This is a genomic window from Mucilaginibacter daejeonensis (assembly GCF_020783335.1).
Lineage (GTDB): Bacteria > Bacteroidota > Bacteroidia > Sphingobacteriales > Sphingobacteriaceae > Mucilaginibacter > Mucilaginibacter daejeonensis.
This window is the reverse complement of sequence record NZ_CP086068.1, coordinates 4,473,348-4,499,579: the sequence shown is the minus strand read 5'-3', so window position 1 is coordinate 4,499,579 and position 26,232 is coordinate 4,473,348. Positions and strand designations below refer to the sequence as shown.

Genomic DNA, 26,232 nt, shown 5'->3' with positions numbered 1-26,232 from the left:
CCTGTGCGGGCCATTGCCCGCTAACGGGCCTTTTGACATAACTTTGCATTACCGGCCGGTGGCCTTGTAACTATAAAGCAGGTCAGTTTTACACCGGCAAACTGATCTTGAACTCGGCTCCCTGGCCCTCGGCGCTGTTAATGTCGATCTTGCCGCCATGAGCATTCACAATGATGTCATAGCTTAAAGAAAGGCCCAGCCCGGTACCCTCGCCTGTAGGCTTGGTGGTAAAGAACGGCTGCATGATCTTATCCTTAATGGCATCTGGTATACCGGTACCGTTATCTTTTACCGTGATGATGATATTGCTGCCCTGCTGCATGGTGGTCAACTCCACTACTGGCCGGTATGAAGGATCAGCCAGTTTTTTTTGATGCGTGGCATAAAAGGCGTTGGTGAACAGGTTGAGCAGTACGCGGCCTACATCTTGTGCAACGACCTTAGCTAAAGGCAAGTTCTCATCCAAATTGGTCACCAGTTCGGCGTTAAAGGATTTATCCTTGGCGCGCAGACCGTGATAGCTGAGGCGCATGTACTCATCAGCCAGTTTGTTAATGTCGGTAGGTTCCTTACTGTCGCCACCGGCACGGCTGTGTTGCAACATGCCTTTCACGATGCTATCGGCCCGTTTACCGTGATGGATGATCTTTTGAAGGTTTTGCTTCAGGTCGTCGGCTATGAAGCCAGCCTCTTCGGTGTCGCCTTTGGCCAGTTCTTCCTGCATCTCATCTATCAATTCTACACTTACCTCCGAGAAGTTGTTGACGAAATTCAATGGGTTCTGTATCTCGTGGGCGATACCGGCAGTAAGCTCACCCAGTGAGGCCAATTTTTCCTGCTGGATCAATTGCGCCTGGGTAGCCTGTAAGAGTTTGATGGTCTCTTGAAGTTCTTCCTTTTGTTTAGTGAGCTCGGCAGTGCGTTCGGCTACCAGTTGGTCAAGTACGGCGTTGCGGCGGGTGGCCATTTCCAGTTCTTTACGCTGCTTTTGCGAGCTGGCCCATCGGGCAAATATCCACCCAAAGGCAAATAATGTAGCGCATACAAAGTAAACCTGCCATGACTCGTAAAATGACTCATCGATCAGGTATACCAATGAATCAATAAAGGTGATAGCGATGAGCGGATAGTGCGCCGTGATGTAGAATTTGAATGTGGATAGATCAGGGTCGCTGTTGAGGTACATGATGCAGCCCAGTAATACCGCAGCCCCGATCAGACCTACCACACCTTCGTTCTTCGTGGTTTGAGCGATCAGGTAGATCACCCATATGAACCAGGCGTAGTTGATCCTTGCCCGCCATTTAGGATACAGGGGCGTTGGATGTAATATCTTCTTCAGGCGTATGGAGAGCAAAAAGGCTGCAAGAAAGGTAAATACCTGCATGGTTATAGGTGCTTTGGGTTGTGTTGCTAAAATAACTAAAAAAACCGCTTATTCGATGCTGTACCGAAGTATGGGCAAGCTGCTGCATTAAGTGCGATGGTCACAGCTGATCGTTGGCCGATCCCCGAAAGTTGTGTACCTATTGTGGCTAAAGTTTCAAACTTGCCAAACAATTGAATATCTTAGCAGTGCAAAGAAGATCGATCATGCGGCCTTTGCAGGCCATATTTGACATACGGTACCGCAGGCATGGTCGATCCTAACAATGCTTATCGCTCAGCTGATCATGGTGGCCGGGCGATAACGATAATGATACCTCACGTGAAAAAATTAGATCTGCCTCACTGGCTTGTTGATACCTTACATATCATAGCAGGCATCCTGTTCTGCGGGTTCGCCCTAAAGAGTTTCCTGGTACCCAATATGTTCTTTGATGGCGGTGTTACCGGTATCTCACTCCTGTTGCATGAGATCTATCATTTCGATATCGCGTATGTGATCGTGCTGGCCAACATCCCGTTCATCATCATGGGTATTTTCCAGGTGAACAAGGCCTTTGCCATCAAAACACTGGTAGCGATACTGGGACTGGGGCTTTGTTTGTCATTCATCCATTACCCGCAGGTCACTTCAGATAAGTTGCTCGTATCTATCTTTGGCGGGGTATTCATGGGTATTGGCATTGGCCTGGCCATTCGTGGTGGATGTGCCCTGGATGGTATAGAGGTTCTCGCACTTTACACCGGCAGGCGCATTAGCTTTACCATAAGCGAGATCATCCTCGGTATAAATATCATCATCTTCCTGATCGCGGCCATCAAACTTGGGCTACCTACCGCTTTGTACTCTATCTTAACTTACTACACCGCATCGCGCACGATCAACTTTGTGATCGAGGGTTTGGAAGAATATACCGGCGTCACTATTATATCAGGTTGCAGCGAGGAAGTGAAGCAAAAGTTGGTCATGGTGTTAGGTCGTGGCATCACGGTTTACAAAGGCGAACGCGGCTTTTTGAAAGAAAGCTTTGACATTAGCCAGCCGGTAGATATCGTGTTCACGGTAGTGACCCGTTTAGAGGTACGCCGCCTGCGTAACCTGGTGCATGAGATAGACCCTAAAGCGTTCATCTTTACCAGCTCGATCAAAGAGGCCGCCGGCGGTGTGCTCAAAAGAAAGCCACGTCACTAAGATGATCTTATACCCATAAGCAAAGATCTGATCACAGCCGATCCAATTGCTTATTCAATTCAAGTGCTGCACTTATCAATGATAGGTGCGTGAACGCCTGCGGAAAGTTGCCTAAATGCTCGCCTTTGTGACTCAACTCTTCGCTGAACAAGCCCAGGTGGTTGGCATAACCGATCATCTTCTCGAAGTTCTCCACCGCTTCTTCCACACGCCCGCTTTTGGCCAGCGATTCAATGAACCAAAACGAGCACATGTTGAACGTGCCCTCTTCGCCTTCTAACCCGTCAATGGCATCTTCTGTGATGCGATAGCGGTAGATCAGCACGTCAGACTTGAGCTGTTTCTCGATCGCGTCCATGGTGCTCAGCCAGCGGGGCTCTAACGGGGCTATGTAGTGTGTAAGCGGCATCAGCAGCGCACTGGCATCTACTTGGTCGCTTCCTTTATACTGCACCCAGGCCTTTATGTCTTCATTCCAAAAATTGTGGTAAATGTCTTTGTATATCTCATCGCGTACCTGTTCCCATTCGGCCCTTGGGTATGGGAACGAGCGTTGCTCAGCGATCTTGATCGCTCTGTCCATAGCCACCCAACACATCAGGCGAGAGTGCAGGAACTCACGCTTCTCGCCCCGGATCTCCCATATGCCATGGTCTGGCAATTTCCAGTCGCCTATCACACATTCGATCTGTTTTTCGATCAGTGTCCAAAACTCATAAGTGATCGGTTTGTGTGACCGGTTATAAATGTAGATCGTATCGATCAGTTCGCCATAAATGTCGGTTTGCAGTTGATGGACGGCAGCATTACCTACCCTTATCGGTCGCGAGCCCTGGTAGCCTTCCAGGTGGTCAAGCTCGATCTCTTCACCGTTCTTGCTACCGTCTATCCGGTAAAGCAATTGCAGGTTGCTGTCCTGGCACAGGCTGCTGATCCACTGCATAAAATGCGTGGCCTCATCATAAAAGCCCAAAGAAAGAAAGGCATATAGCGTAAAGGCCGAATCGCGGATCCAATTAAAGCGATAGTCCCAGTTACGCTTGCCGCCCAGCAGTTCGGGAATGCCGAACGTTGGTGCTGCCACCACCGAGCCGAACTCGATCGAGGTCATGAGTTTAAGGGTAATGATGGAACGGAAGATCAGTTCGGCATACCGGCCTTTGTAAGTGGTTTGGCTTAACCACTTGCGCCAGCCCGATACCGTTAGCTGGTAGCTGTTCTTGACATAATCCTGTATGTGAGCCGTGCCTGATGTATTTTGCTGGTCCTCATCGGCAGCTTCCAGCACAATGTGTGCTATCTCTGACTCTTTGAGCACAAATTCGGCACAGGCATCATTATCCTTAATATGCAAATCAACATCGGCCATGAGGCGCAGGCATACATGCCCGTCATCGATAGGGGTAAAGATCACTTCGTTGCGTTGGGCTTTAGCATCATGATGAGCCAGTGCGTAATTGAACCGTGGGGCACACACCATCTTGAAACTGATCTGCCCCCTGATGGCCTTAACATGGCGAACGATGGCCGCTGGAGGTGCATCGGTGCTGCTTACCAGGGGCATAAAATCGGTGATCTCGGCTATACCATCGTCTGAAAAAAAACGAGTGATAAGCACGGCCGTACCTGGCAGGTACAGCTGCTTGGTCTGCTGGCCGTCCATTTGTGGTTCGATGGAAAAGTAACCGCCTTTATTAGCATCAAGCAGCGAGGCGAATATGGTAGGCGAGTCGAACCGGGGGAACGACATAAAGTCGATAGAACCTGACATTGACACCAAGGCCACGGTACGCATATCTCCGATCACCCCATAATTCGCAATAGGCTGATAAGGCCGATGTTGATGTTCCATAAGAAATGACAACACAATTAGTATGCTTTGGTTTAGGCTGTTATGAAGCTACCTCACAACCTGGATCGCTGAACGGCCGTTTCACATCACGGTCTAATATCTTGTCCTTTTTTAGCTACGTGGGTTTGAAAAAGTTGTAGGGTTTTACCGTCTTTTAGCTATTTAACCAATGGTTAAACATTATAAATGTGGCTGATAATTAACCTGGTACCTCCCTGTCTGACACCTTTGTCTGACACATTTGGTTAGATCTTTTAACGTGGTAAGCGTTTTGCTTCTAAAGGTGAACTATATTTGCCACGAAGGGTCAACAGCCCTATAACAACAGTGCTAACCAGTTGATCTTTAGCACTGTTATGCGCATAACCAAAACAATTGTAACAGTATTAGCACGATCACAGTATAAGTGTGTGGCTTTGGTTAAAACCCATGAGCCGTTCAACTGCACTACGACCTTAAAATTTAAGCGCCTCATTTAACGTTGAGGTTACAACATATGCGTTCAATAGATACATACGGCGATCAGGATCAGGTAGCTAACATCGATCAGCTACTGCACGATGCCAACGCTGCGCTTTGGGAATACAACATCCAGAGCAAGCAATTGAAATGCTCATTGGGTTTTTACCACGCACTTGGATACGAGCCTACCGATCTGACCATCACTTACACTTACTTCATTCACGAGATACTTTATCATGAAGATGTCGCGATGATGCTTAAAGAGGCTAACACCTGCGAGCCGGGTTGGTCAAAATGCCTGGAGCTCCGTTTGCTGACCAAGAACGGTTACCAGTGGTTTCAGAATACCTTTCGCCGCGAGAACGCTACCGCTGTGCTAAGCGGGTCGCTGGTGAATATACATCAGTTCAAGGTGATCGAGTTCGAGCTGGCGGCCAAGAACAAACGATACGAGAACACGATCAAAAGCGTACACTCAGGCAGTTGGGAGATCGCTGTGCCGGGCCAGGAGCTTTTATTAAGCAAAGAGGCGGGCAGTATACTGGAACTGCCATCCAATGAGCAACTGCTCATTGCCGATTTGGTGGCGTTCTTTGTGCCAGAACATCGCCCTGTTCTTCAAAACAGCATCAGTGCTGCCATGAGCATTGGAAAGCCTTTTGAACATGATCTGCAATTACGCACTTGCTCGAGCAGCTTGATCTGGGTCAAGATCAAAGGCCTGACCAGTATCGATGAGTATGGGAAGGCACTGACCGTTAAAGGCGTTTTGCAGAACATAGATCAGAGCAAGCGTAAAGAGAAAGAGCTCAGGACGTCGTTCGAGTTCATGGAGTATCAGAACAAGCGCTTGCAGAACTTCGCTTACATGGTATCACACAATCTGCGCTCGCATGTTAATAATCTGCAATACCTCGTACGCATGTATGATGAACTGGAAGAGGCCGATGAAAAAAGGGAGGTGTTCATCCACATCAATACGATCAGTGACAGCCTAAGCACTACTATACAGCACCTGAACGAGATCGTGAAGATCGAATCGGACATCAAGCAAGAGAAGGTGCCAATATTCATCGAGCCGGTGTTCAAGAATGTGATCAAAGCGCTGGAAAGTAATATCGAGCAGTCGGAAGCGATCGTTTTGCATGATTTCTCGGCTTGCCCGTCGGTCAATTATATCCCGGCTTACCTTGAAAGCATCATTCATAATTTCATTACCAACTCGATCAAATATCGTCACGCAGGCAGGCAGCCTGTGGTAAGTTGCAAGAGCGATATCATTGAAGATCATGCCTACCTGATCTTTGAAGATAACGGTATTGGTATCGATCTGAAACGGCATGGTAATAAGCTGTTCGGCATGTACCAGACCTTTCATGATCATGCTGACTCCAAAGGAATAGGATTGTTCATTACCCGTAATCAGGTTGAGGCCCTGGGCGGAAGCATAGAAGTAACGAGCGAGATCGGCGTTGGTACCACTTTTAAGGTCAAGCTGTCGCGCGTTTAACGCATATCGAAAACAAGCTATGGTCTTGATGAGGCCTTGTCGACGATCGATTTGATCTGCTGGTCAAGCTCGGCGAGAGAGGCGTCAAGATGCGTTAATTCTTCGGAAGGGGTCAGTTGGCCGGTCTCTTTCATTACGCCGATAAGGCCCATGATGTTGGCCACTGGTTTACGCAGTTCATGTGCCTGCATATAAGCGATCTGCTCTAACGACCGGTTCTGTGATCTTACGATGCCTTCCTGTTTTACCCGGCGGTCAACATTGGCCGTATTCACCGACACTCCAATGATCTGTCCGTCAAGGTCAAAGGCTGGCTCGAACTTGACCATATGCCATGATTCGGTGCCGTTAATACCGAGATTGCGCTCATCATACACAGCAGTACCTTTAAGCGCCTTATTGTAATCGCGGTAAAATTGCCCGATGTTCTCGGGATGCATATACTCCTTCATTGACCGTCCGCGGGTGAGGGTCTTATTGTAGCTGTAAGCCACATGGCTTTCCCAGGCACGGTTAAAGGCCAGCACCTCAAATTCTTTGCCCAACAATAAATGATGATCGATCGTGCTTTCAAAAAATGCCCTCAACTCGATCTCGGCCTCGCGGGCCTTCACGTATTGCGTGCGTAGTATCTGTATGCTCATATCGAACTCCAGCAACTGGATCACCTGTTTGGACAGAGCTTTGAGCATTTGTTCTTGCAGATGACTGAGCTTTTGCGGTGCGCTGTCAAGTACACACAGGGCGCCCAGGCTCAACCCATCTTGCGTGGTAAGTGACGAGCCTGCGTAAAAACGGATGTTGGGTGTGCCTGTAACGAAGGGGTTATCAATAAAACGGTGGTCAAGCATGGCATCCTGCACCTCCATATAATGCTCGTTGGTGATCATCTTATCACAAAATGAATCAGTGCGCGGCATGGTGGAGGCACCTGCAAGTCCGGTTTGAAACAATACCGTTTGCGTGTCGGCATCAAGCAGGGTGATCAGCGCGATCGAGGTCCCGCAAATAGTCGCGGCCAATTCAACGATCTCCTGTAGTTCCTTTTCCTTGCTGATCTCCAGTTTAAGTAACCGGTTAACAGCCCTTATCCGTTCCAGCTCGCGTAATGGCATGTTCAATAACTTAGAACGCAATGATACGTGTACGAACGATATTTGTTATCATAAACAAGCCATAACAACTATTAGAAGTAAAGAAATGGCTTATCCCGCAAAGTTCCATATCCATCCATGATCGATCCATAAGGCCATGCAGGTCGTACATGGATCAATGCCTTTTGACCAAGCGAATATATTTAAGCCCGCAACCACCCAATTTCACATAATAGTTCATGGAGTTGCCATAGTTCTGAATAGTGATGGTATCGCCCTCTAACTCGCCGCCAACATCTGATGAGGTCCTGGCGTTGGTTCCATCGTCATCGTCGTCTATGCTGGTCTCGGCATACGGGATACCTTTGAATACGATACCCGTGGTATGGTCGTTCCTCTTATCTAAACCGAGCTGACCTTCATAGCTCAAAGAGTCGTAGGCTAAGTGGTAGTGGTAGCCACCGGCGGCCTTGCTGATCGTGACCACAATATCGCAACCTTCGGCGTCGGGGTCGTCTACCTCTTCATATGTTCCAGAGAGGTCAGCAGACGTGGTTTTGGGAACTACGGTGGCCTGCTGATTTGCCGACTTGTCGGAACTTGGTACGGCTGTCGTGTGCTCTTCCGGCTTAGAGTTCCCGCAGCTTGAAAGGATAAGCGTTATGCAGGCTAACGCTAATGATATACGCATAGATCAGGTAAGGCTAAATGTTGTTTATGAACGATCCAACGCAAAATTTGTTAAGCACAAAGTTAACTGACCATTATCAACAATTACATATGAATTATATAGCAGCTAGAGTGACCCTGCTAGCCATGGTGATCAGCATGGTGGCCTGTAAACCCAAGCCCGCTCAGGTGACCACTGATCAACAGGACTCGACCACCACCACCACTACAGTAAAAGATACCATTGTAAAAGCGTCTAAAACACCCGAGTATAAGCAAGATCAAATGACCTTTGTCGCCTATGATGATGACGGCGACTATGCACAATTATTCGCCAAAAAAGGCGGCGACCTATATAATTTTATCAATGAAGGCGAGGACCGGAGCTTATTACGCGGCGATCAGATCCAGATCAAATGGAAGCGTGATACGATCACCATCGCCGGAGATGGCGAATCGCCCGAGCCGGCCGATGTCATCGTCTCCGTACGTAAGATCGCCGATGGAGCCGTCTCCAAATTCAGGAAGCGGTACGATAAACCTGTAAAATATACGTGGGCACCTAAAGAGGGGTATTCTCAATATTACCTGGATAAGGTGTATAAGTTAGTGGAGTATTACCTGGCCAATACGCAGAGTGAACTGATCCGCCGGGCCATTGGCCAGAAAGAGGAACTGACCTACTCGATGGAGTCGGCCGATAAGGACGGAAAGAAATATACGATGATAGGTGTCGCAGTCCCGGGCACACAAGGCAGCAACATCGTACAGTGGCTTTACATTGATAAGGAAAGCCATGAATTGTACGAATATGACATGGGCGAGGATAAACTGGTAAGATTTGATAAGTAAGGTTAAAAGTGGAGAAAGGTGGTTGTGCTTATCACCATTTGGTGACTTTTGCGTTATATGCATGATCAGCAACTCGAACTTGAGCATACGAGCACTGTACGCTGATCTGTTCCGAACCACGAAATGACCTTATGAAGAATAAACTCAGATTAGCGATCGCTTCCCTCATTGTGCAGTTCCTGTTGGCCATAGTGTCGCGCACGTACCCTTATATGTTCATGAGTGGTGACGGCTGGATGGTTGGTTTACGTAACATCACGGTCGTGCTTGGCCCTTTAAGCATATTGGGCATGCTGCCGTTCTTTTTCTCCTTGTATAAAAGCCGGGCGTTCCATGAGCTTATGGAACAGGATGCCGCTACAGCGCCGGCGAATGATCCGGATCAAAACTGGCCTAAACACTTGTTGATTAGGGTGGCGTCGGTCATAGGTATATGTCTGGCTTTGTTCGTGTTCTCTCTGTTTGGCGGAGGAGTAAGCGGCGCTTATATGGTAGCTTATGGGATAGCCTACACTTTGGGTATAGCTGCGTTGTTCCTGGTGGTGGAAGCTGTCGTGCTATTCGTTAGGAAATGTCCTTATAAAGCTGGTTGTAATATATTACTACTGTTCGTCAGCCTGTGTTTCTTGTACTCAATGATGTGATCAATGCAATGAAAAAGAACATTTTCTTCCGCTATATATTTTTCTTTGCGGTGTTCGTGATCATGGTCGGTAAGGTACCGAAGGCGAATGCACAGCCATTTACGCTTACTTCGGTAGGCGAGGTTAAGCCCTTTAAGCTACAGCTCTTTTACGGCACCCGCGGTAAAGGCGCTTTCGTGAAATATGTCGGACAAAAAAGCGTGATACCGTTAAAAGTGGAAAAGGTCAATTCATCAGTGGGCCAGCGCGGTGATCGATCAGCTACCTATACCTACACCTGGCAGGAAATGGTGAACGGTCAGGTGAACGGTACATACGGTGTCACTGAAACTGGAGGCAAGATATCATCAGCTTATTATGAGCGTAAAAAAGATGGACGCCGGTTCAAGCTGACGGAAACACCTGTAAATAACACTGAGAGCCGCAAGATCAGTAAGGTATTACTGCATGGCGCCATTATCGCGTTCGCCGATGACCCGATGGATGAGCAGTTCTCCATCACCTATGCCAATGGTCAGTTGGCTAAACTGAAGATCCCAACGCTCGATGCCGCCAACGTGTCAAGAATGGCGCACATCGAAGATTATGACCTTGATGGGTATGATGATATCGCCTTTTCCTTGCCTGACGCAGGTATGGGCGTTTACCGCACCTTTAGCATATGGTTGTATGATCCGGCCAACAAGCGCTTTGCGAAAATGAAAGAGCCTGATTATTCCCATTCTAAATGTGCCGAGCTTTGCGATGTAACGGTTGACCCTGATAACAAGCTATTGTACACGGCCTGCCGTGGCGGTGCCCGCTGGTGGAAAAATGTATACCGGTTCGACAACAAGCGGCAACTGGTATGGGTAAGGTCCATCCCGGCAGACCAGTGACCAGTTCGATGCCCTATCTACTCGTTATTCCTGCTTCTTCAAATAAGTTGATGTGTGATCGCAACAGTTGCACTCGATCCGGTCAAGCAGTCTGCCGCCGTTCCAAAGGCATTGATCAGTGTGCGCAGCGTTCGGGCCAAAGCGTTCCTGCGAATTGATAGATGCTTTTAAGTTGGAAGGTCTTTTAAAGAGCCAGTGCCATATCTTGATCATAAGGTTCACGGTCCTGATATGGACCTTAACATACTTTACGGCGGCGATCGCTTGAACGTTGGGTAACAGATCAGCACAAATATTTACTTTTTTACCCAGCGTTCGGCCGATGACTTACGTATAGGTTCTGAATACGGTGGTCGAACCCACACATCTGCACGATCTTAATGAATAACCCTAACGATGAGATACCTGAACTGGTCAGAGGCTGCATAGCCAATGAAAGGCCTGCTCAGGAACGCTTGTTTAAGTTGTTCTACGCAGATATGCTGAAGGTGGCACGCCGTTATTTCAGGTCTGATGGTCTGGCTCAGGAAGCTATGAATATGGCTTTCCTGAAGGTATTTCAAAACATCAGCACCTTCGATAGCAACAAAGGAAGCATGGTCGCCTGGATACGTGCCATTTTGATCAGGACCTGTATCGATATGGTACGTAAAGAAGCCCGCTTTATTCAGGTGGAAGACATGGGCGACGTAGCCGAGAGCATGTTCGTCCTCCCTGAGATATTGGAAAAACTTCATGCAGCAGATATTCTGAACGCGATACGCTCGTTACCGGCCGCTACCCAGCTGGTTTTTAACCTCTATATCGTGGAGGGGTATTCGCATCAGGAGATCGCCGGGCAGCTACAGATATCAGATAGTACATCAAGGTGGCATTTGTCGGAGGCGCGACGCATGCTCCGGGGTGTCTTACAGCCTGACGGTGAAGTTGCCGAAAACCAGACAGCAAAGCAAAAAAGGGCCAAATGAAAAATTCGGTGTGGTATCATAAACTATGGCGCAAGAAGCTCGACCAGTTGCCGGCCTCCGGCGATGCTGATCAGGCGTGGGCCGATATGGCCAAAATGCTGGATGAACACTTGCCCGTTAAAGAGGAGAAGAGCAACAAGGTGGTAAAGCCACTGGTGGCTAAGCTGATCACGCTGCTGGGTTATGCCCTGCCTGCAGCAGCCATGATCGGTGCCGCATCTTACTTTGTAGCGCCTGTATTCCATAAGCCCAAGTCACAACAAAGAACAGAAAAACATTCAAGGACGAATAAGAACCGGGCTTACCCGCAGCGGTCAACAGGTGCGCCTGTACCGTTTGATCAGCCAGATACGGTGTCGAATGATAGCCTTACACGTTCCACTCAAATAAATAAGGATGTTTCGGTAGCCAATACGATGACCGAGTCGACCGAAACATGGCCTGTAACCGGTACCGATCGTAAAGCGATAGGGGCAAGATCGGTATCGGCCGGTCGTTCCGCTTCACTAACCGATCCCTCGCCTCTAAATAGAAGAAGTGTTTACTCTCATTCAGGTGCTAAGGCTAAACGTGACAAAGGCGCTGACGAACGGAACATTGGGATCGCAGAGATAGAACCGGTCGATCAAGGGGCTGTTCAAAATGACAGGATCGCTCCACAAGAAACCGTACCTGCCAACAGCGTTACGCAAGAGCCGAAGACAGACCAAGGTGAACAGGTCAAACAAGAGACCGTTGCCGTATCTTCTCAAAAAGGTATTAAGCCTTCTAAAGCGGCCAAAAAGACCAAAGAAAAACCGGGATCTCGTGCCGTATCTAAGTTTAATTTCGGACTGGAGGCCGGCTTAAATGCAGGAAGCGGGAAGGCATCACCTTACGGAGGCTTGTTCTTGGAATATGCATTTCATAAAAAGTGGTTGATCAGCACCGGCTTAAGAGTGATGTCGCGGTCGGTGTCCGGCGTATTCACCCATCCCAGTTACTACCGCCCCGATTCATCCGCTTTTAGCATCAATGACGAACGGCGGTTAATGACCCTGACCATCCCGATACAACTCACGTATCGTGTTAACGACCATTTTAGTATCGGCGCAGGTCCTTTGATCAGTATCAATTCAAAGCAGCCGAAGGTGTCCAATAGCTTCAGCACCATTACCGACCGAAGGGATACCTTGAGCCATACCGGCAAGATCGATACGGCCTTGCGTTCCACTACGTTCAACAAGATCAATGTGGGTGCTGCGGTCGGCGCTTCTTATCGTTTAGATCGGCTAAGTATCGATGCTCGTTACCAGCTTCTTTCTCCTGATAAGGTGAGCAACACCATCGGCAATTACTCCCGGTCATCGCATTCCATTCAGGTCGGTGTGAGCTACCGCTTCAAGTAGCCAGATCAAATGACCACTGGATAGGAGTGATGTTTAAAGCGATACACAAATTTCATCTTATTGTTTATAATTAGTCTAAATAAAGTACTTTTGCCGAAACTTATTTCAATTCTTTATGCTTACGCGTTCTATTCAACCGGTTAGTGACCATTCGTTCGGTCAGCTACCATCTATCAGCCGATACGTTTTTATAATTCTCTTGACCCTTTTAGGAGCAGCCATTAAAGCACAGACCGCCGGTAAGGGTGGCGTTTCCATCACCGTGACCGGTCCTGACCATAATGCACTTACGTACGCTACCGTGCAGGTCACCGGCGGTAAAAGTGGGCATACCGATGATCAGGGTAAATTCACAGTAAGCGGCCTTTCTGCCGGCAAACACTGCATCACGGTGAGCATGGTAGGTTATCAGCCCGATAGCAGGGAGGTAGAGGTGATCAGCGGTCAGGTGACCGAGCTGGCCATCGAGCTGCTTTCTGGTAGTTCACTGTCTGAAGTGGTGGTGACCGCGGGCCGTAAGGCTGAAAGCATTAAGGAGGTGCCATCATCGGTGAGTATCCTGAATGAACGGCAGGTAAAAGAGCAATTAAATATCAATCCTTCAGTAGCTTCTATTTTAGGTAATACCATCCCGGGATTGGGAGTGGCCACCAACAGAGCCACCAATTCGGGCCAAACCTTGCGTGGGCGCCAGGTGTTGGTGCTGATCGATGGCATCCCGCAATCGACCCCGTTGATGAACGGCAGCCGCGACATCCGTACGCTTGATCCGGCCGTGATAGAGCGTATCGAGGTGATCAAAGGAGCTACCTCTATCTACGGTAACGGTTCGGCCGGAGGTATCATTAACTTCATTACCAAATTGCCTGCAAAGGACAAAACCTTTTCGGGCACCACCAGCCTGGGCATGAGCGGCGATGTCGTTCATCCAGCCAATACTTTAGGGTATCGTTTTTCGCAATCGTTCTCAGGTACGGTGAACCGCCTGTCGTACGTGGTGAACGGCACCGTGAACTACACGGGAGTGCAACGTGATGCTGAGGGCAATGTGAATGCCCAGCCCGATGGTTTGGGCGAGAGCCGTGTGTATAACGCCTTTGCAAAACTGGGGTACCGCATCAATGATCATAGTGATGTTACGGCATCTTATAATCTGTTCAGGAGCACACAAAAAAGTGACTACGTTAACGTGATCGGTAAATACCTGGTGAGGCCATCTATTGGCCAACGCGGTGATGACCCTGGCGAACCTGCCGGCACACCGTACAATCATAACGTTTTGTTGGGCTATCATAGCCGGAACTTACCGCTGAACACTACGCTTGACCTTTCGGCTTACTACAATGGCTTTGTGTCCATGAACCGTTACGTGGCTCAGGGCACCGCCTGGTATGGCCCAGGGCAAACCAAGATCCGCTCCTTCAAAAAGGGTGTGCGGCTAAACCTCAACACACCCTGGAAACTAAGCGACTGGGGCAACGGCGAAGTCACCTACGGCTTGGATCTTTTGAACGACCGCACCGACCAGGTACTGACCGATGGCCGGGTGTACATACCCGACATGAATATGATCAACCTGGCACCTTATGCGCAAATGAAGCTGGATCTTTTCACCAACCTGATCTTAAAAGCGGGCTTGCGTTACGAAAATGCCAACGTAAAGGTCAAGGATTACAGCACTATTGCCAAAGGACCCAATAACCAGGGCAGCATAGCTGTGGCTGGCGGTAAGATCCCTTACAGCACCACTACCTTTAACGCGGGTTTAAGGTATATCAAATATGAGTGGTTGAACCCCTTTGTTAGCTTTTCGCAGGGTTTTGCCATTAACGAGCTGGGGCGCATACTGCGGAGCGCTACCAGTAACACGATCGCCAGCATCGCAACCGACCCTATCATTACCAATAATTATGAGGCAGGTATCAGCAGTCGTGTAGGGGTACTAAATGTTACCGCGGCCTATTACATCAGCACCTCTAAACTGGGTGCCAACCTGGTGGACAATGGTAACGGAGTGTTAGTTGCCCAGCGCGAGCCCGAGAACATTAAAGGTTATGAACTGACCGCCGATCTACTGTTGAGCCCACAACTTACGGCAGGTGGCAGCTACGCCTATGTGGAAGGTAAGTCGAAGCAAACCAACGGTAATCAGGTTTACCTGAATGGCCTGCGTATAGCTCCGCCTAAAGCTACAGGCTATTTGGGCTACAAGCCGGTAACTGCGCTGGATATGAAGCTGTTTTGGGTTTACACAGGCAGCCGTGATCGCTTTAGCGTACGTAGCAATGGGCTGTATGCAAACAGCGAAGGTTCAGTAAAGCCTATACATCTGTTCAACTTTGCGGCCAGTTATAAATTCAACACTGCTCTTTCGGCCGGTTTAGGCGTCGAGAACCTGTTCAATAAGTCGTACTACCCGGTAGTGAGCCAATATCGCGCTATCGATGCCGAATATGTGAGGGGTATTGGTACTACCATGAACCTGAACGTGTACTACAACTTCTGATAATAAGCTCCGATCAGGTCACTGATCGCTGCTGGCCGGTTCGTTGCCAGGTCTCCTGATCTGTGGACGAACCGGCTTTGTGTTTTTGGCGTTCTGTTAATGCCCGCGTGTGAGAAGGTAACTTTTTATGGCTTAAGGTGTTCAAGAGCGCAGGATCCGTTAGTTTTTTGTTTATATTTTTTTAATATTGTGGTTACTAATTAATTGATCCAACATGTCCGGCTATGATCTTTGTACCGAAGCAGAGTTGATCGTCATGCTATGTGGCGATGACGACGCTGCTTTTACCGAGATATACCGCCGCTTTTGGGACAAAGTATTTGCCGTGGCCTATCACCGCCTGAATGATGAGGCCGAGGCAGAGGAAGTGGTTCAGGATGTTTTTTTTAGCCTTTGGAAACGACGTCATGAACTCGAGATACAATTTAGTCTTAATACCTATCTAAGTACCGCTGTAAAATACCAGATCATTAACCGGCAAAGTCGCCGCTATCTGAAAGGTAAAGTGGTAGACCTGGAAGAGGCTATTAACGAAGTTGAAGGTGTTAACAGCACCCAACTTTGGTTCTCTGAAAGGGAGTTAAAGCAACAATTGCAACTTCATATCGAAAATTTGCCTGAAAAGTGTCGATTGGTATTCAAGATGAGCCGCGAAGAAGGCAGATCTCATGCTGATATCGCAAAAGAGCTTGGAATTTCTGAAAAAACAGTAGAAGCACATATTACTCGTGCTTTAAAGCTGTTGAAAAGTAACTTAAAAATGGAAATTCCGCTTATTTTGTATTTTTTATTAAAATAATTCAACAATTTTTCATTTTAAATGTAGGGGTGCGATGTTTTTTGGTGACTATATCATCAAAACGACATCTTGAATACTTCAAATACTCCTGAACGCTTGAACGAGATCGCCAATAAATGGCGAAATGGTACGGCTACGCCCCAGGAAAAAGAGATCTACGAAAAATGGTATACTTCTTTTGACGATACAGAGGTAGAGGTCACAGAAAGTGAACACCAGGATGCCCACCGTATGGGCGCCAAGATATTTGCCCGCCTCATGATCCGCGTGGATCATGACAGGCAGGTCCCATCCATTTTCAAAAGGTATCAGCGATGGTTCAGTGCAGCAGCAGCCATACTGCTGTTCGCCGTTGGCTACTGGATATTCAAGGAGCAAGGTCAAACTTCCCAGTATGCGGCTCAAACTAGCCCTATACTTCCCGGCAAACGTGTGGCTACTTTACGCTTGCCTAATGGGCAGATCGTGCAATTAAAGGAGCATAAGGACGGGCTGGTGATCAATGCCAGCGATCTGCGCTATAAAGGCGGTGCAACCATAGCTCATGAAGGCCCGGCGACCAACACCCAGCAGATCGTTTTAAGCACACCTAAAGGCGGTACCTACCAGGTAACTCTGCCCGATGGGTCAAAGGTTTGGTTGAACGCGCTCAGTAGTATTTCCATCCCGGCCGATCTTGCTACCCGTTTCGACAGACGGTTAGAGTTGAAGGGCGAGGCCTACTTTGAGATAGCCAGGTCGCACATGCAGGTGAATGGAGCAGATCGCCGTCGGCCCTTCATCGTAACAGCAAATAATACAACGGTACAAGTATTAGGTACCCGGTTCGATGTGAAAAGCTATGCCGAGGAGCCAGGTGTAAGAACCACCTTGTTAGAGGGTAGCGTCAATTTCACTTCAGGCAAAAAGCATCAGCTCATGTTGCCGGGCCAGCGTTCGGTAAGTAATGGACAGGGCATCACCACCACCTATGTAGATGTAGATGAAGTGATCGCCTGGAAAAATGGCAATTTCCAGTTCGCCGACCAAAAGATCCAAACCATTATGCACGAGATAGGCCGCTGGTACAATGTGGAAGTGGTGTATCAAGGTACGCCTACCCGCGAAAGTTTCGGGGGCACCATATCCCGCAATAAACCTATCACCGAAGTATTGGCCTCGTTAGAAGAGACCGGAGCTGTACACTTTAAGATCGAAGGAAGGAGGGTGGTGGTTATGCCATAATTCTACATAACGCCATCCAAAAAAAATAACCGGAAGTGGGTCCAAGCACTTCCGGCTAAAAGTTTGGAGCGGTTCAGATAAAGCACGTTAATGAACTAAACCCCTAATTACCAAACAACTTGGGATACCCATGCCTCAGGCATTCGGATATCCTCTTCAAAGATATGCAAAAAACCATGTTATTGGAAAGTAAGCCACGGGCCTATCGTTCCAGTCCGGCCATGGGGCGTGTAATGAAGTTGATCATCGCACTCATTAGTATTTACGCCCTTCAAACAGGAGCCGCCCAGGCCCAGGTCGTTACCCTTTCAAAGACCAATGCCAAATTGGTAGATATATTTAAAGAGATCAGGAAGCAAACAGGATACGATTTCGTTTACACGTCCTCACAGATCAGCGAGGCCAGGCCAGTGACCATCAACTTACGGTCGGCCACATTAGAGGCAGCTTTAGCCGCCTGCTTCCGCGATCAGCCACTTGCTTATTCTATTAAGAACAAGGTGATCATCGTTAAAACGAAGGTCAATACCGAGTCACGCTCAACCGCTTTTAGTGCGCCTCCTAAATACCGTATGGTGACCGGGCGAGTTACCGGTACTGATAATAAGCCGTTAGCTGGCGTCACGGTAGCCTCAAAAGAACTGAACGTTAGGACCTTTACCGATCAGAACGGCACTTATCGGATAGATGTGGTAGATCAGGGTACTGCTACACTGGTGTTCACGCACATAGGCTTCGAGACCAGGGAAGCCGCGGTGGCCGGAATGTCGGTAATGGATGTGACCATGACAAGAGCCGTTAAAGAAATGAACGAGATCGTCGTGACCGGTTATCAGGTGCTCAAAAAAAGTGATGTGGTAGGATCCGTAGCCAGTGTTCAGGCCAAAGACCTTAACCTGAACGGTATCAATACGCTCGAGCAGGCTCTGCAAGGTAAGCTGGCCGGCGTAGTGGTCACCAATAGTAGCGGCATGGTGGGTACCCGTCAAAACGTAAGAGTACGTGGTACTTCCACGCTGGTAGGTACTCAAGAGCCCATCTGGGTGGTTGACGGCATCATTCAGGAAGACCCCCTTCCATTCAGAGCCCAGGAATTGAACAACGCGGGCGGTATCAACGCTGATAACTTTGACTATCTCCGCAACTTTGTGGGTAACTCCATCCGTTGGTTGAACCCTAATGATATTCAGGACATCACCGTACTAAAAGATGCTTCGGCCACTGCTATATATGGTGTAAGGGCGGCCAATGGTGTGATCGTGATCACTACCAAAAAAGGTCAGGTAGGTCCACCATCGATCAATTACTCTACCAATTTGAGCGTGACCGACCGGGTGAACTATGACAGGCTGAACCTGATGAACTCGAAAGAACGCGTGGCCATATCCAGAGAGATATACGATCGTGGACTGACCTCGCCAACGGTGAGCAACAACATCGGTTATGCCGGGGCGCTGAACGATTATCTGTATTTGAAGACCATATCTGAGTCAGAGTTCAAGGCAAGGGTAGCCGCCATGGAGACCGTCAATACCGATTGGTTCGATTTGTTGTTCCGTACGCCTTTCAGCATGTCGCATAACCTGGGTATATCTGGCGGTAATGCCAACACGCGCTACTATTCATCGTTCGGTTATAATACCACGGCTGGTACGGCGATCGGTAATGATATACGTAACATCACCGGCAACCTGTCCATGAACTCACAGCTGTCAAAAAATTTGAGCCTTGGTCTACGTTTATCAGCATCTAAAAATACGACGGACGGATTTTACCAGATCAGCCCATATGATTACGCTACCAAAGCTAACCGCGCCATAGCTGCGTACGATGCTAATGGTCAGCTGAGTTATTATCGTAATGCTTCCGGCTACCTCTTTAACATCCTGAACGAACGCAACGAGACCGGCAACACCAATAACGTATTGACCACTAACGCGGTAATGGACGTTAATTACCAGATTTCAAAAAATTTCCGCTTTCAAACGTTATTTAGTTACAACGCCTCGGCCACCAATGGGGCTACCTATGCTACTGATAAAACAGAGTACGTGGCGCGCGCCTTGCGCTTCTCTGACTTTCCGCTTAAGCCTAACGATCCCAACTACATCCTTTCCAAGCTGCCGCAAGGAGGCGAGTATAACCAACTCAATAGCACTAACCGCACCTGGGGATGGCGCAACAACCTTTCATACAGCGAGACCTTTGCTAAAAAGCATAACGTAGCGGTAATGGTGGGTGTGGAGACCAATAGTACGCAATACGATGGTTTCCAGTCCACATCATACGGTTATTTGAGAGATAGAGGCAAGTCGTTCGCTACGTTGCCGCTTACGTATACCACGGCAAAAACGGTCAATCCCCTATTGGTATCTATACCTACCATAACCGATCGCCGGGTGAATACCATGGGCGTTTATCTGACCTCAAGCTACACCTTTGACAGCCGCTATGTGCTTAACTTCAGTGTCAGGAACGATCGGTCCAACAGGTTCGGGCAATTCACCAATGAGAAGTTCAATCCGGTTTGGGCAGGTGGTTTGCGTTGGAATATCGCCAACGAGAAATGGTTCGTGACCAATGATTGGCTGAGCGGCCTTAGCCTGCGCAGCTCCATCGGTTATCAGCGTAACATCGCCTCCAACGTTAGCCCAGATCTGATCATCAAGATACCTACTGGAGTGACCTCTAACTCAACAGAGTCTTTCACCGGCGAACAACTTTTGACCGTAGCGAGCCTGCCTTATGGCGATCTGCGGTGGGAGCAGAACCTGACCCTGAACCTGGGTTTAGACTGGAGCCTTTTCCAGAACAGGATAAGTGGTACACTGGAATATTACAATAAACGCGGACGCGAGCTCATCACCAGTCTTTCAGTTCCGTTGGAGTACGGTACTTCGTCGATGCTGGTGAATGGTGGTTCGATGAGCAATTCAGGCTATGAATTGACCGTGAACTTTGTGCCGGTACGCACCAGGAACTTTACCTGGTCGGTCAACTTTAACACCTCAAAAAATAACAACCGCATCACCAAGACGGGTGCACAAGTGGTTAGCTGGCAAACAGCAGCATCAGGTCAGCTGAACGTGTTGGGTAGGCCGGTGTCGGGCTTCTACGCATTCAGGTCCAAAGGCATTGATCCTAAAACCGGAGAACCCATAATAGATCTGAGCACTACTCCGGGCAGTGACCCTAAAGATCCCACTTCCTTTATGCAATATGTAGGCAAACTGGACCCTGATCTGGTTTCGGGCCTGGGCATGAACTTCAGGTACAAAATGCTCACGCTAAGCAGTTCCTTCTACCTGCAATTAGGCGGTAAACGTTTCCTGGCGCCGTTATATAACTATGCAGGCACCAGCAGTGGTTTACCTACCGAGTATGAGAACCTATCGCGTCTTATCCTTGATCGTTGGTCACCATCTAACCCGAACGCTACCGTTCCGGCATTACCTAATGGAACATTGGCCAACGTGGATCTTCCTAACGGAGATCAAAGGGCCAACAGGAACGTGTATAACTTTTACAACTATAGCACCGATAGGGTAGTGAGTGCATCAAGTTTGCGTTGTAATAACCTCAACTTGAGCTACAGCTTGCCAGCAAACGTGGTATCAAAGCTTAAATGCAAGAACATAGCATTAGGTGGTGGGGTGTCCAACGTGTTCTCGATCAACAGCAGCGACTTCAAGGGTATAGACCCGGAGGTGGCCACCGGCGGACAGCCGCGCACCAGAACCTACACGTTTAGTATGAACCTAAGTTTTTAAACAGATGAAAAAATTATACATATGTGGTCTGCTTTTGCTATCCACGCTGACCTTCTCCTGTAAAAAGTTCCTGGCGGAGTATAGCCAGGATGAGATGCGCCCCGGGTCAACAGCCGATCTTAGTGCGCTAATGTACAGTGATGCCTACCCGTATATTACCACCTTGGAGACATTTGACGTATTGACCGATGATGTTCAGAATAATCCACTGGTGCCTATAAGCGGATCACCGATCGCCACCTACCTGACAAAGGTGCAAGCTAACACGGCTATGTTCACCTTTAATCCTACCATGTTCGATGCCACCAGTGTGGTATCAGATGCTGCTAACATTTACGCCAAAATGTACCTGAAGATCAAAGGCTGCAACGTGCTGATCGATCAGTTGGCTAATGTGCCGGGTACCACTGCTGATAAGAACGCCGTGTTGGGGCAATGCCTGTTCTTGAGAGGTTATTATTACTTGAAGTTGGTGACCACTTATGCCCAAATGTACACCGGCCCCGGCGTCACGCCCGAAACCACTATGGGCGTGCCCTTGGTACTCACCAGCCAGGTAAAAGATGGTGGACTTAAAAGGAACTCACTTAAAGAGGTGTATGATCAGATCGAGAAGGACCTGATCACGGCCGAAGACCTGTTGCGGAATAATTTTACGCCGCCGAACGTGTTTCGGGTAGGTAGTGATGTGGCCAATGGCCTTCTTTCACGATTCTACCTGTACCGTGGGCTCGACAGTGACTGGGACAAGGCTATTCAGCGCGCTTCGGCAGCTCTACAGAACAGGTCGACGTTGACCCCACTGGTCAATTGGGTGAGCAGTGGCGGAACGACGCCTGCAAATGGTATCTATAACTCATCGAGCCCCGAGATACTGTGGATATATGGAGGTGTGCATCCTGATATACTTTCGGCCGATGTGGACAGCCGTTCGTTGCCACCTTTTAGTGTATCGGCCGATCTTTCTTCGCAGTATGATAAAGGTACCGGCACATCCAATTATGGTGACCTGCGCTACAGGTTCTATTTCCTGTTCTTTACCGCTAACGGTACTAACTTCGCTTACCGTACCGGGAAAAATACGCTCAATGCTACTTATGGTACGAAAGGGTTTAGGGTAGCTGAGCTTTACCTGAACCGTGCGGAAGCCTATACCCGCCGCTTTATGAGCACGGGCAACGCATCTGACAGGCAAGCCGCATTGAATGACCTGAATGCCTTGAGGCAAAGTCGTTATGATACTCGCAACACACCCTATGTTGCTGTGAACATCACTGCGCCTCAAGCACTGTACAAATTTTGCCAGGAAGAACGTCGCAGAGAGCTGGCATTGGAGGATGGACACCGTTTTATCGATCTTAAACGATGGGGACTGGGCGTAACGCACGTTTTCACCGGAACCGATAACATGACGGCTACCTACACCTTACCTGCCAACAGCCCGCTGTTCGCGCTGCCCATACCGGCCAATGCCCTATTGGCTAATACTGACCTGATCCAAAACCCACGATGAATCAATATTTAAAGAGCGATGTCATGAAAGGTATAACCCATATCATACTACTGCTGGCCATAGGTGTCGGCATAAGTTCTTGTTCAAAAAATGAAGAGGCACTCAACCCATCCAATGCCGATGTTACCTACCAGGTGCCGCAGGGTAACGCCGCTTACGACCAAACCATAACTGGTTACTATAATACTTACGGCAGCTACTTGTTATACAAATTCAGCGATCGTGATGCGTACTGGACCCCCACGATGTGGAAAAAACCGGTGCAGTCATCCACTGGCAACTGGTCGGTGGGGGCAGATGTGGTACCAGCCATCGCCGATTATATAGCTCCTCAGCTCGACCTCATCGATAAAAGTTTATTTAGTCTTTACCCGGCAAGCTTCCTCAAACAGTTCCTGCCGGTAAAGTTACTATTGTGTAGCAAGGTCGATTCCATTTACACGACTTATGTGTTCACGCCGGTTTACACACCCGCTAAAGGCGTAAAAAAGATAGCGGCTTACTATAGTTATGACAACATTGCCATCAACTATGGCGATGCTTCAGTGAACCAGATGACCGCTGCCGAAAAACTGGCTTTCCTGGCCCGTTTGAACCAAGTGTTGTTTCAGAGCATTAATGATCGCGGCCTGATCAAACCGACCATCGAGTTCAACAACAGTGCCGATTACAGTACCACCTTAACTACCCAGGCTGCTGCATATGGTAAAGGCATCATCAGCACATACTACTCCGCCACGGCTTTGTCTGACTGGAATGCTTTTGTAATGGCCATGGTCACGCTGTCTGAAACTGACCTTAACCGGTCTGTCGCCAACACCAACAGCAGTGCGGTGGGCATACTTAATGCCACTAAGGATGCCAACGGCCTGATCAGGAAGAGATACAACATCGTGAGGAACTACTACATCAATACCTATCAGGTGGATCTGCAAAAGATCGGTAACAAAGCCAGGGGAATGTAACCGGCACTGGTCCTCAACTTAAATAGCTATCGCTTGCCGAAATAACACGAGCGGTAGCTTATATCAAGCTATCATCATCATGAAACTACTTAAAAAGTTGTTGCTCCTGGCACAGTTATGCGCCACTTTGCCGCTGGCTGCCCAAACAACAACACCGCTTCCTGCCATCGGCACCTTCATCAAACCGGCCGCTAAAAAGCATAACGGGGTGTTCAACGTGTACGTACAGGATAATAAATATTACCTGGAGGTACCCGACTCGTTATTGAACAGGGACATACTGGCCATGATCACCATTGACCGGGGATCAGCACAATTGGCTCGCGACCCACGCCGCCGCTATGGTTTTGCCGGCGACGTGGTCCATGAGGCCATCTTCAGGTTCAATAAGGGCAAACGAGGCGCTGTATACATGGAGCAGCCACAATTTTACAACGCCCCTGATCCTAAGAGCAGTTACTATGCCTCGGTCATGAACAGGGTAACGCCTGTGATCATGTCGTTCACGCCGGTGGCCCAAAGCAAGGATGCCGCACTCATCGATCTTACGCTGGCTATCAATGCCGATATGCCTTTACTGTCATTAAGCGGTGCAAAGGAGGAATTGGGCCTCGGTGCATATCAGGCTAATCTGTCTTATCCGCTCAGCATCTCCAGTTATAACAACAATATTGTTTTCCGCTCTAAACGAGCGTACGCGCCGGGCGTTGCGGCTCCAAAACCTAACACCATGGCTCCTGCCGAGCCTCAGCCAGTACAGGAAGAGCCTGGTAAGCAAGAGAACGGACCGACAGCCTGGGAGGTGGGTGCAAGCTGGTACCTGCTGCCGGCAAAACCTATGCGCCAGCGGTATGCCGATAAACGGGTGGGTTTTTTCACCCGATCACTTAAAGACTATAGTATAGACCCCGGCAAGGAAGAGGATCTTTTGCTGGCCACCCGTTGGGATATAGCGCCCAAGCCAAAAGATGCGAAGAAGTATGAACGCGGTGAACTGGTAGAGCCGGCACATCCCATCGTATTCTATGTAGATAAGAACACACCCGAATACCTGCGTCCGTATTTTATTGCCGGTGTGAACGCTTGGCAGCGCTCGTTCGAAAAGATCGGGTTCAAGAATGCCATTGTCGCTAAAATGGAGCCTACCGCAGCAGAGGACCCCAACTTTGCGATGGATAACGCCAGCTATTCTGTCATCTCTTACAAACCCTCCACCACAGCGAATGCATACGGCCCCATGGTGGTAGATCCGCGCTCAGGGCAAATATTGAGCTCGCATGTGGCGGTGTTCCATAACGTTACCGATCTGTTGCAGCGCTGGTACTTTGTCATGTGCTCGGCCAATGATCCAAGAGCCAGGAAATTGCCTTTGTCTAATGATATCATGGGGCGTTTAGCGCAAACGGTGATCACCCACGAGGTGGGCCATACGCTCGGTTTACGTCATGACTTTGCCGGGAGCCATAGTTACGATGTGGATAGCGTACGCAAAAGATCGTTCGTGGCTAAGAACGGGTTCGGCGCATCCATCATGGACTACTTAAGATTCGATTATGTGGTACAGCCCGAAGATAGCTTTACAGCTGAGGAGCTATTACCCAAGATCGGCATTTATGATGAATACGCCATTGAGTGGGGATACAAGTGGTTGCCCAAATACAAAACGCCAGCCCAGGAAGCAGAGGTGCTGCGGAAATGGGTATCTAATAAACGCAAAGACCCAAGGTTCTTCTACTTTCCGGAGGGTGATTTTACTGACCCGAGGGTACAATCGGAGGATATGGGTAATAATGCCATGAAAGCCAGTGCACTGGGTATCAATAATCTTAAATACGTGATGGATCACCTGGAAGGCTGGCTGGAAAATGATGATGATGAGAATTATACGATGATGAAAAAGATGCATACCGCTGTGGCAAGCCGGTATAACGAGTATCTGGCTCATGTGCTCAAGAACATTGGTGGCCGCTACGCCGATCAGGCGCTGGTAGCCGAAGACCGATCCAATTTTATACCGGTAGACCGCACAACGCAAAAGGAGGCAATGGATTTTATCGATAAATATTACTTCCACGAACCGGCGTGGTTGTTCCCGGCCAATATCACCAATAAGACCCGGTTCGAATTTCAGGGGCAGGTAGAAGCTGACTATGAACTGTTCATGAGCAAGCTGTTCTTCAAATTTCCTTTCGTTGCAAAGAACGAGCGCATCAAGGGTTATCAGGCCTATCCTGTCGCATCCTTTTTTGATGATATGTACAAAGGTGTATTCAATGACCTAAATAGCGGGGAGGCCATATCGCCCTATAGGCGTATGTTACAGCGCACCTATGTCAACAAGGTACTGACCTCTGTTTACAATCCGGCCAGTTATGAGAACGATGCTGCCATACTGCTAAAAGAACAGGCAGCAAAGATCAAGGGTGACTGTGAAGCGGCGCTGAAGCACAAGACCGACGAGCCATCAAAAGATCACCTCAAGGGCATCATCGCCATGATCCAGCAATGGGAAGGCGTCAAAACGGGCATATAAGAAACAACCGATCATATTCCATATATA

At 48.7% G+C, this 26,232-nt stretch carries 19 protein-coding genes; 14 read left to right on the top strand and 5 right to left on the bottom strand.

Annotated features, from left to right (window positions below; translation table 11 throughout):
* Positions 1–88: 88 nt before the first annotated feature.
* Entirely contained in the window at positions 89–1,387 is a 1,299-nt protein-coding gene (locus LLH06_RS19290; protein ID WP_228170926.1) for a sensor histidine kinase, read from the bottom strand.
* Between the two features lie 321 nt (positions 1,388–1,708).
* Here LLH06_RS19290 and LLH06_RS19285 point away from each other — a divergent pair, with 321 nt between their 5' ends.
* Positions 1,709–2,578, top strand: a complete 870-nt coding sequence (locus LLH06_RS19285) for a YitT family protein (protein WP_228170925.1) — start codon at positions 1,709–1,711, stop codon at positions 2,576–2,578.
* Between the two features lie 31 nt (positions 2,579–2,609).
* Here the strand turns inward: LLH06_RS19285 and LLH06_RS19280 are convergent, their stop codons facing one another.
* Positions 2,610–4,430: a glycoside hydrolase family 15 protein gene (locus LLH06_RS19280; protein WP_228170924.1), complete on the bottom strand. Its 1,821-nt coding sequence runs from the start codon at positions 4,428–4,430 to the stop codon at positions 2,610–2,612.
* Positions 4,431–4,926: 496 nt separating this feature from the next.
* On the opposite strand from LLH06_RS19280, the gene LLH06_RS19275 reads away from it, so the two are divergent.
* Positions 4,927–6,402 (top strand): PAS domain-containing sensor histidine kinase, encoded by a 1,476-nt coding sequence (locus LLH06_RS19275; protein ID WP_228170923.1) that lies wholly within the window; start codon positions 4,927–4,929, stop codon positions 6,400–6,402.
* 17 nt (positions 6,403–6,419) lie between these two features.
* Here LLH06_RS19275 and LLH06_RS19270 read toward each other — a convergent pair whose 3' ends face one another.
* Entirely contained in the window at positions 6,420–7,517 is a 1,098-nt protein-coding gene (locus tag LLH06_RS19270) for a GAF domain-containing protein (protein ID WP_228170922.1), read from the bottom strand.
* A gap of 154 nt (positions 7,518–7,671) precedes the next feature.
* Positions 7,672–8,187, bottom strand: a complete 516-nt coding sequence (locus LLH06_RS19265; RefSeq protein WP_228170921.1) for a hypothetical protein — start codon at positions 8,185–8,187, stop codon at positions 7,672–7,674.
* 89 nt (positions 8,188–8,276) lie between these two features.
* Here LLH06_RS19265 and LLH06_RS19260 point away from each other — a divergent pair, with 89 nt between their 5' ends.
* The 3 genes from LLH06_RS19260 to LLH06_RS19250 all read left to right on the top strand — a co-directional run bounded on the left by LLH06_RS19260 (position 8,277) and on the right by LLH06_RS19250 (position 10,539).
* Complete coding sequence (locus LLH06_RS19260; protein ID WP_228170920.1) at positions 8,277–9,017, top strand: hypothetical protein; 741 nt, start codon at positions 8,277–8,279, stop codon at positions 9,015–9,017.
* Between the two features lie 131 nt (positions 9,018–9,148).
* The gene (locus LLH06_RS19255; RefSeq protein ID WP_228170919.1) at positions 9,149–9,661 is read left to right on the top strand and encodes a hypothetical protein; all 513 of its coding nucleotides are present in this window, start codon (positions 9,149–9,151) and stop codon (positions 9,659–9,661) included.
* Between the two features lie 8 nt (positions 9,662–9,669).
* Complete coding sequence (locus tag LLH06_RS19250; RefSeq protein ID WP_228170918.1) at positions 9,670–10,539, top strand: XAC2610-related protein; 870 nt, start codon at positions 9,670–9,672, stop codon at positions 10,537–10,539.
* 24 nt (positions 10,540–10,563) lie between these two features.
* Here LLH06_RS19250 and LLH06_RS19245 read toward each other — a convergent pair whose 3' ends face one another.
* Positions 10,564–10,752: a hypothetical protein gene (locus tag LLH06_RS19245; protein WP_228170917.1), complete on the bottom strand. Its 189-nt coding sequence runs from the start codon at positions 10,750–10,752 to the stop codon at positions 10,564–10,566.
* 167 nt (positions 10,753–10,919) lie between these two features.
* Here LLH06_RS19245 and LLH06_RS19240 point away from each other — a divergent pair, with 167 nt between their 5' ends.
* From LLH06_RS19240 to LLH06_RS19200, 9 genes are all read left to right on the top strand, one after another.
* Positions 10,920–11,507 (top strand): RNA polymerase sigma factor, encoded by a 588-nt coding sequence (locus LLH06_RS19240; RefSeq protein ID WP_228170916.1) that lies wholly within the window; start codon positions 10,920–10,922, stop codon positions 11,505–11,507.
* Positions 11,504–12,895: a porin family protein gene (locus LLH06_RS19235; RefSeq protein ID WP_228170915.1), complete on the top strand. Its 1,392-nt coding sequence runs from the start codon at positions 11,504–11,506 to the stop codon at positions 12,893–12,895. Before LLH06_RS19240 ends, LLH06_RS19235 begins: the two co-directional genes overlap by 4 nt.
* A 115-nt stretch (positions 12,896–13,010) precedes the next feature.
* Complete coding sequence (locus tag LLH06_RS19230; protein ID WP_228170914.1) at positions 13,011–15,401, top strand: TonB-dependent receptor; 2,391 nt, start codon at positions 13,011–13,013, stop codon at positions 15,399–15,401.
* A 214-nt stretch (positions 15,402–15,615) separates the two neighbouring features.
* On the top strand, positions 15,616–16,200 hold the full coding sequence (locus LLH06_RS19225; protein WP_228170913.1) for an RNA polymerase sigma-70 factor: 585 nt from the start codon (positions 15,616–15,618) through the stop codon (positions 16,198–16,200).
* Between the two features lie 69 nt (positions 16,201–16,269).
* The gene (locus LLH06_RS19220) at positions 16,270–17,424 is read left to right on the top strand and encodes a FecR family protein (RefSeq protein WP_228170912.1); all 1,155 of its coding nucleotides are present in this window, start codon (positions 16,270–16,272) and stop codon (positions 17,422–17,424) included.
* 164 nt (positions 17,425–17,588) lie between these two features.
* Positions 17,589–21,194, top strand: coding sequence for a SusC/RagA family TonB-linked outer membrane protein (locus LLH06_RS19215; RefSeq protein ID WP_228170911.1), 3,606 nt, complete (start codon positions 17,589–17,591; stop codon positions 21,192–21,194).
* Positions 21,195–21,198: 4 nt separating this feature from the next.
* Positions 21,199–22,707: a RagB/SusD family nutrient uptake outer membrane protein gene (locus LLH06_RS19210; protein WP_228170910.1), complete on the top strand. Its 1,509-nt coding sequence runs from the start codon at positions 21,199–21,201 to the stop codon at positions 22,705–22,707.
* Positions 22,708–22,730: 23 nt separating this feature from the next.
* Positions 22,731–23,672, top strand: a complete 942-nt coding sequence (locus LLH06_RS19205; protein WP_228170909.1) for a putative zinc-binding metallopeptidase — start codon at positions 22,731–22,733, stop codon at positions 23,670–23,672.
* A gap of 79 nt (positions 23,673–23,751) precedes the next feature.
* Complete coding sequence (locus LLH06_RS19200; protein ID WP_228170908.1) at positions 23,752–26,205, top strand: zinc-dependent metalloprotease; 2,454 nt, start codon at positions 23,752–23,754, stop codon at positions 26,203–26,205.
* The last annotated feature ends 27 nt before the right edge of the window (positions 26,206–26,232 follow it).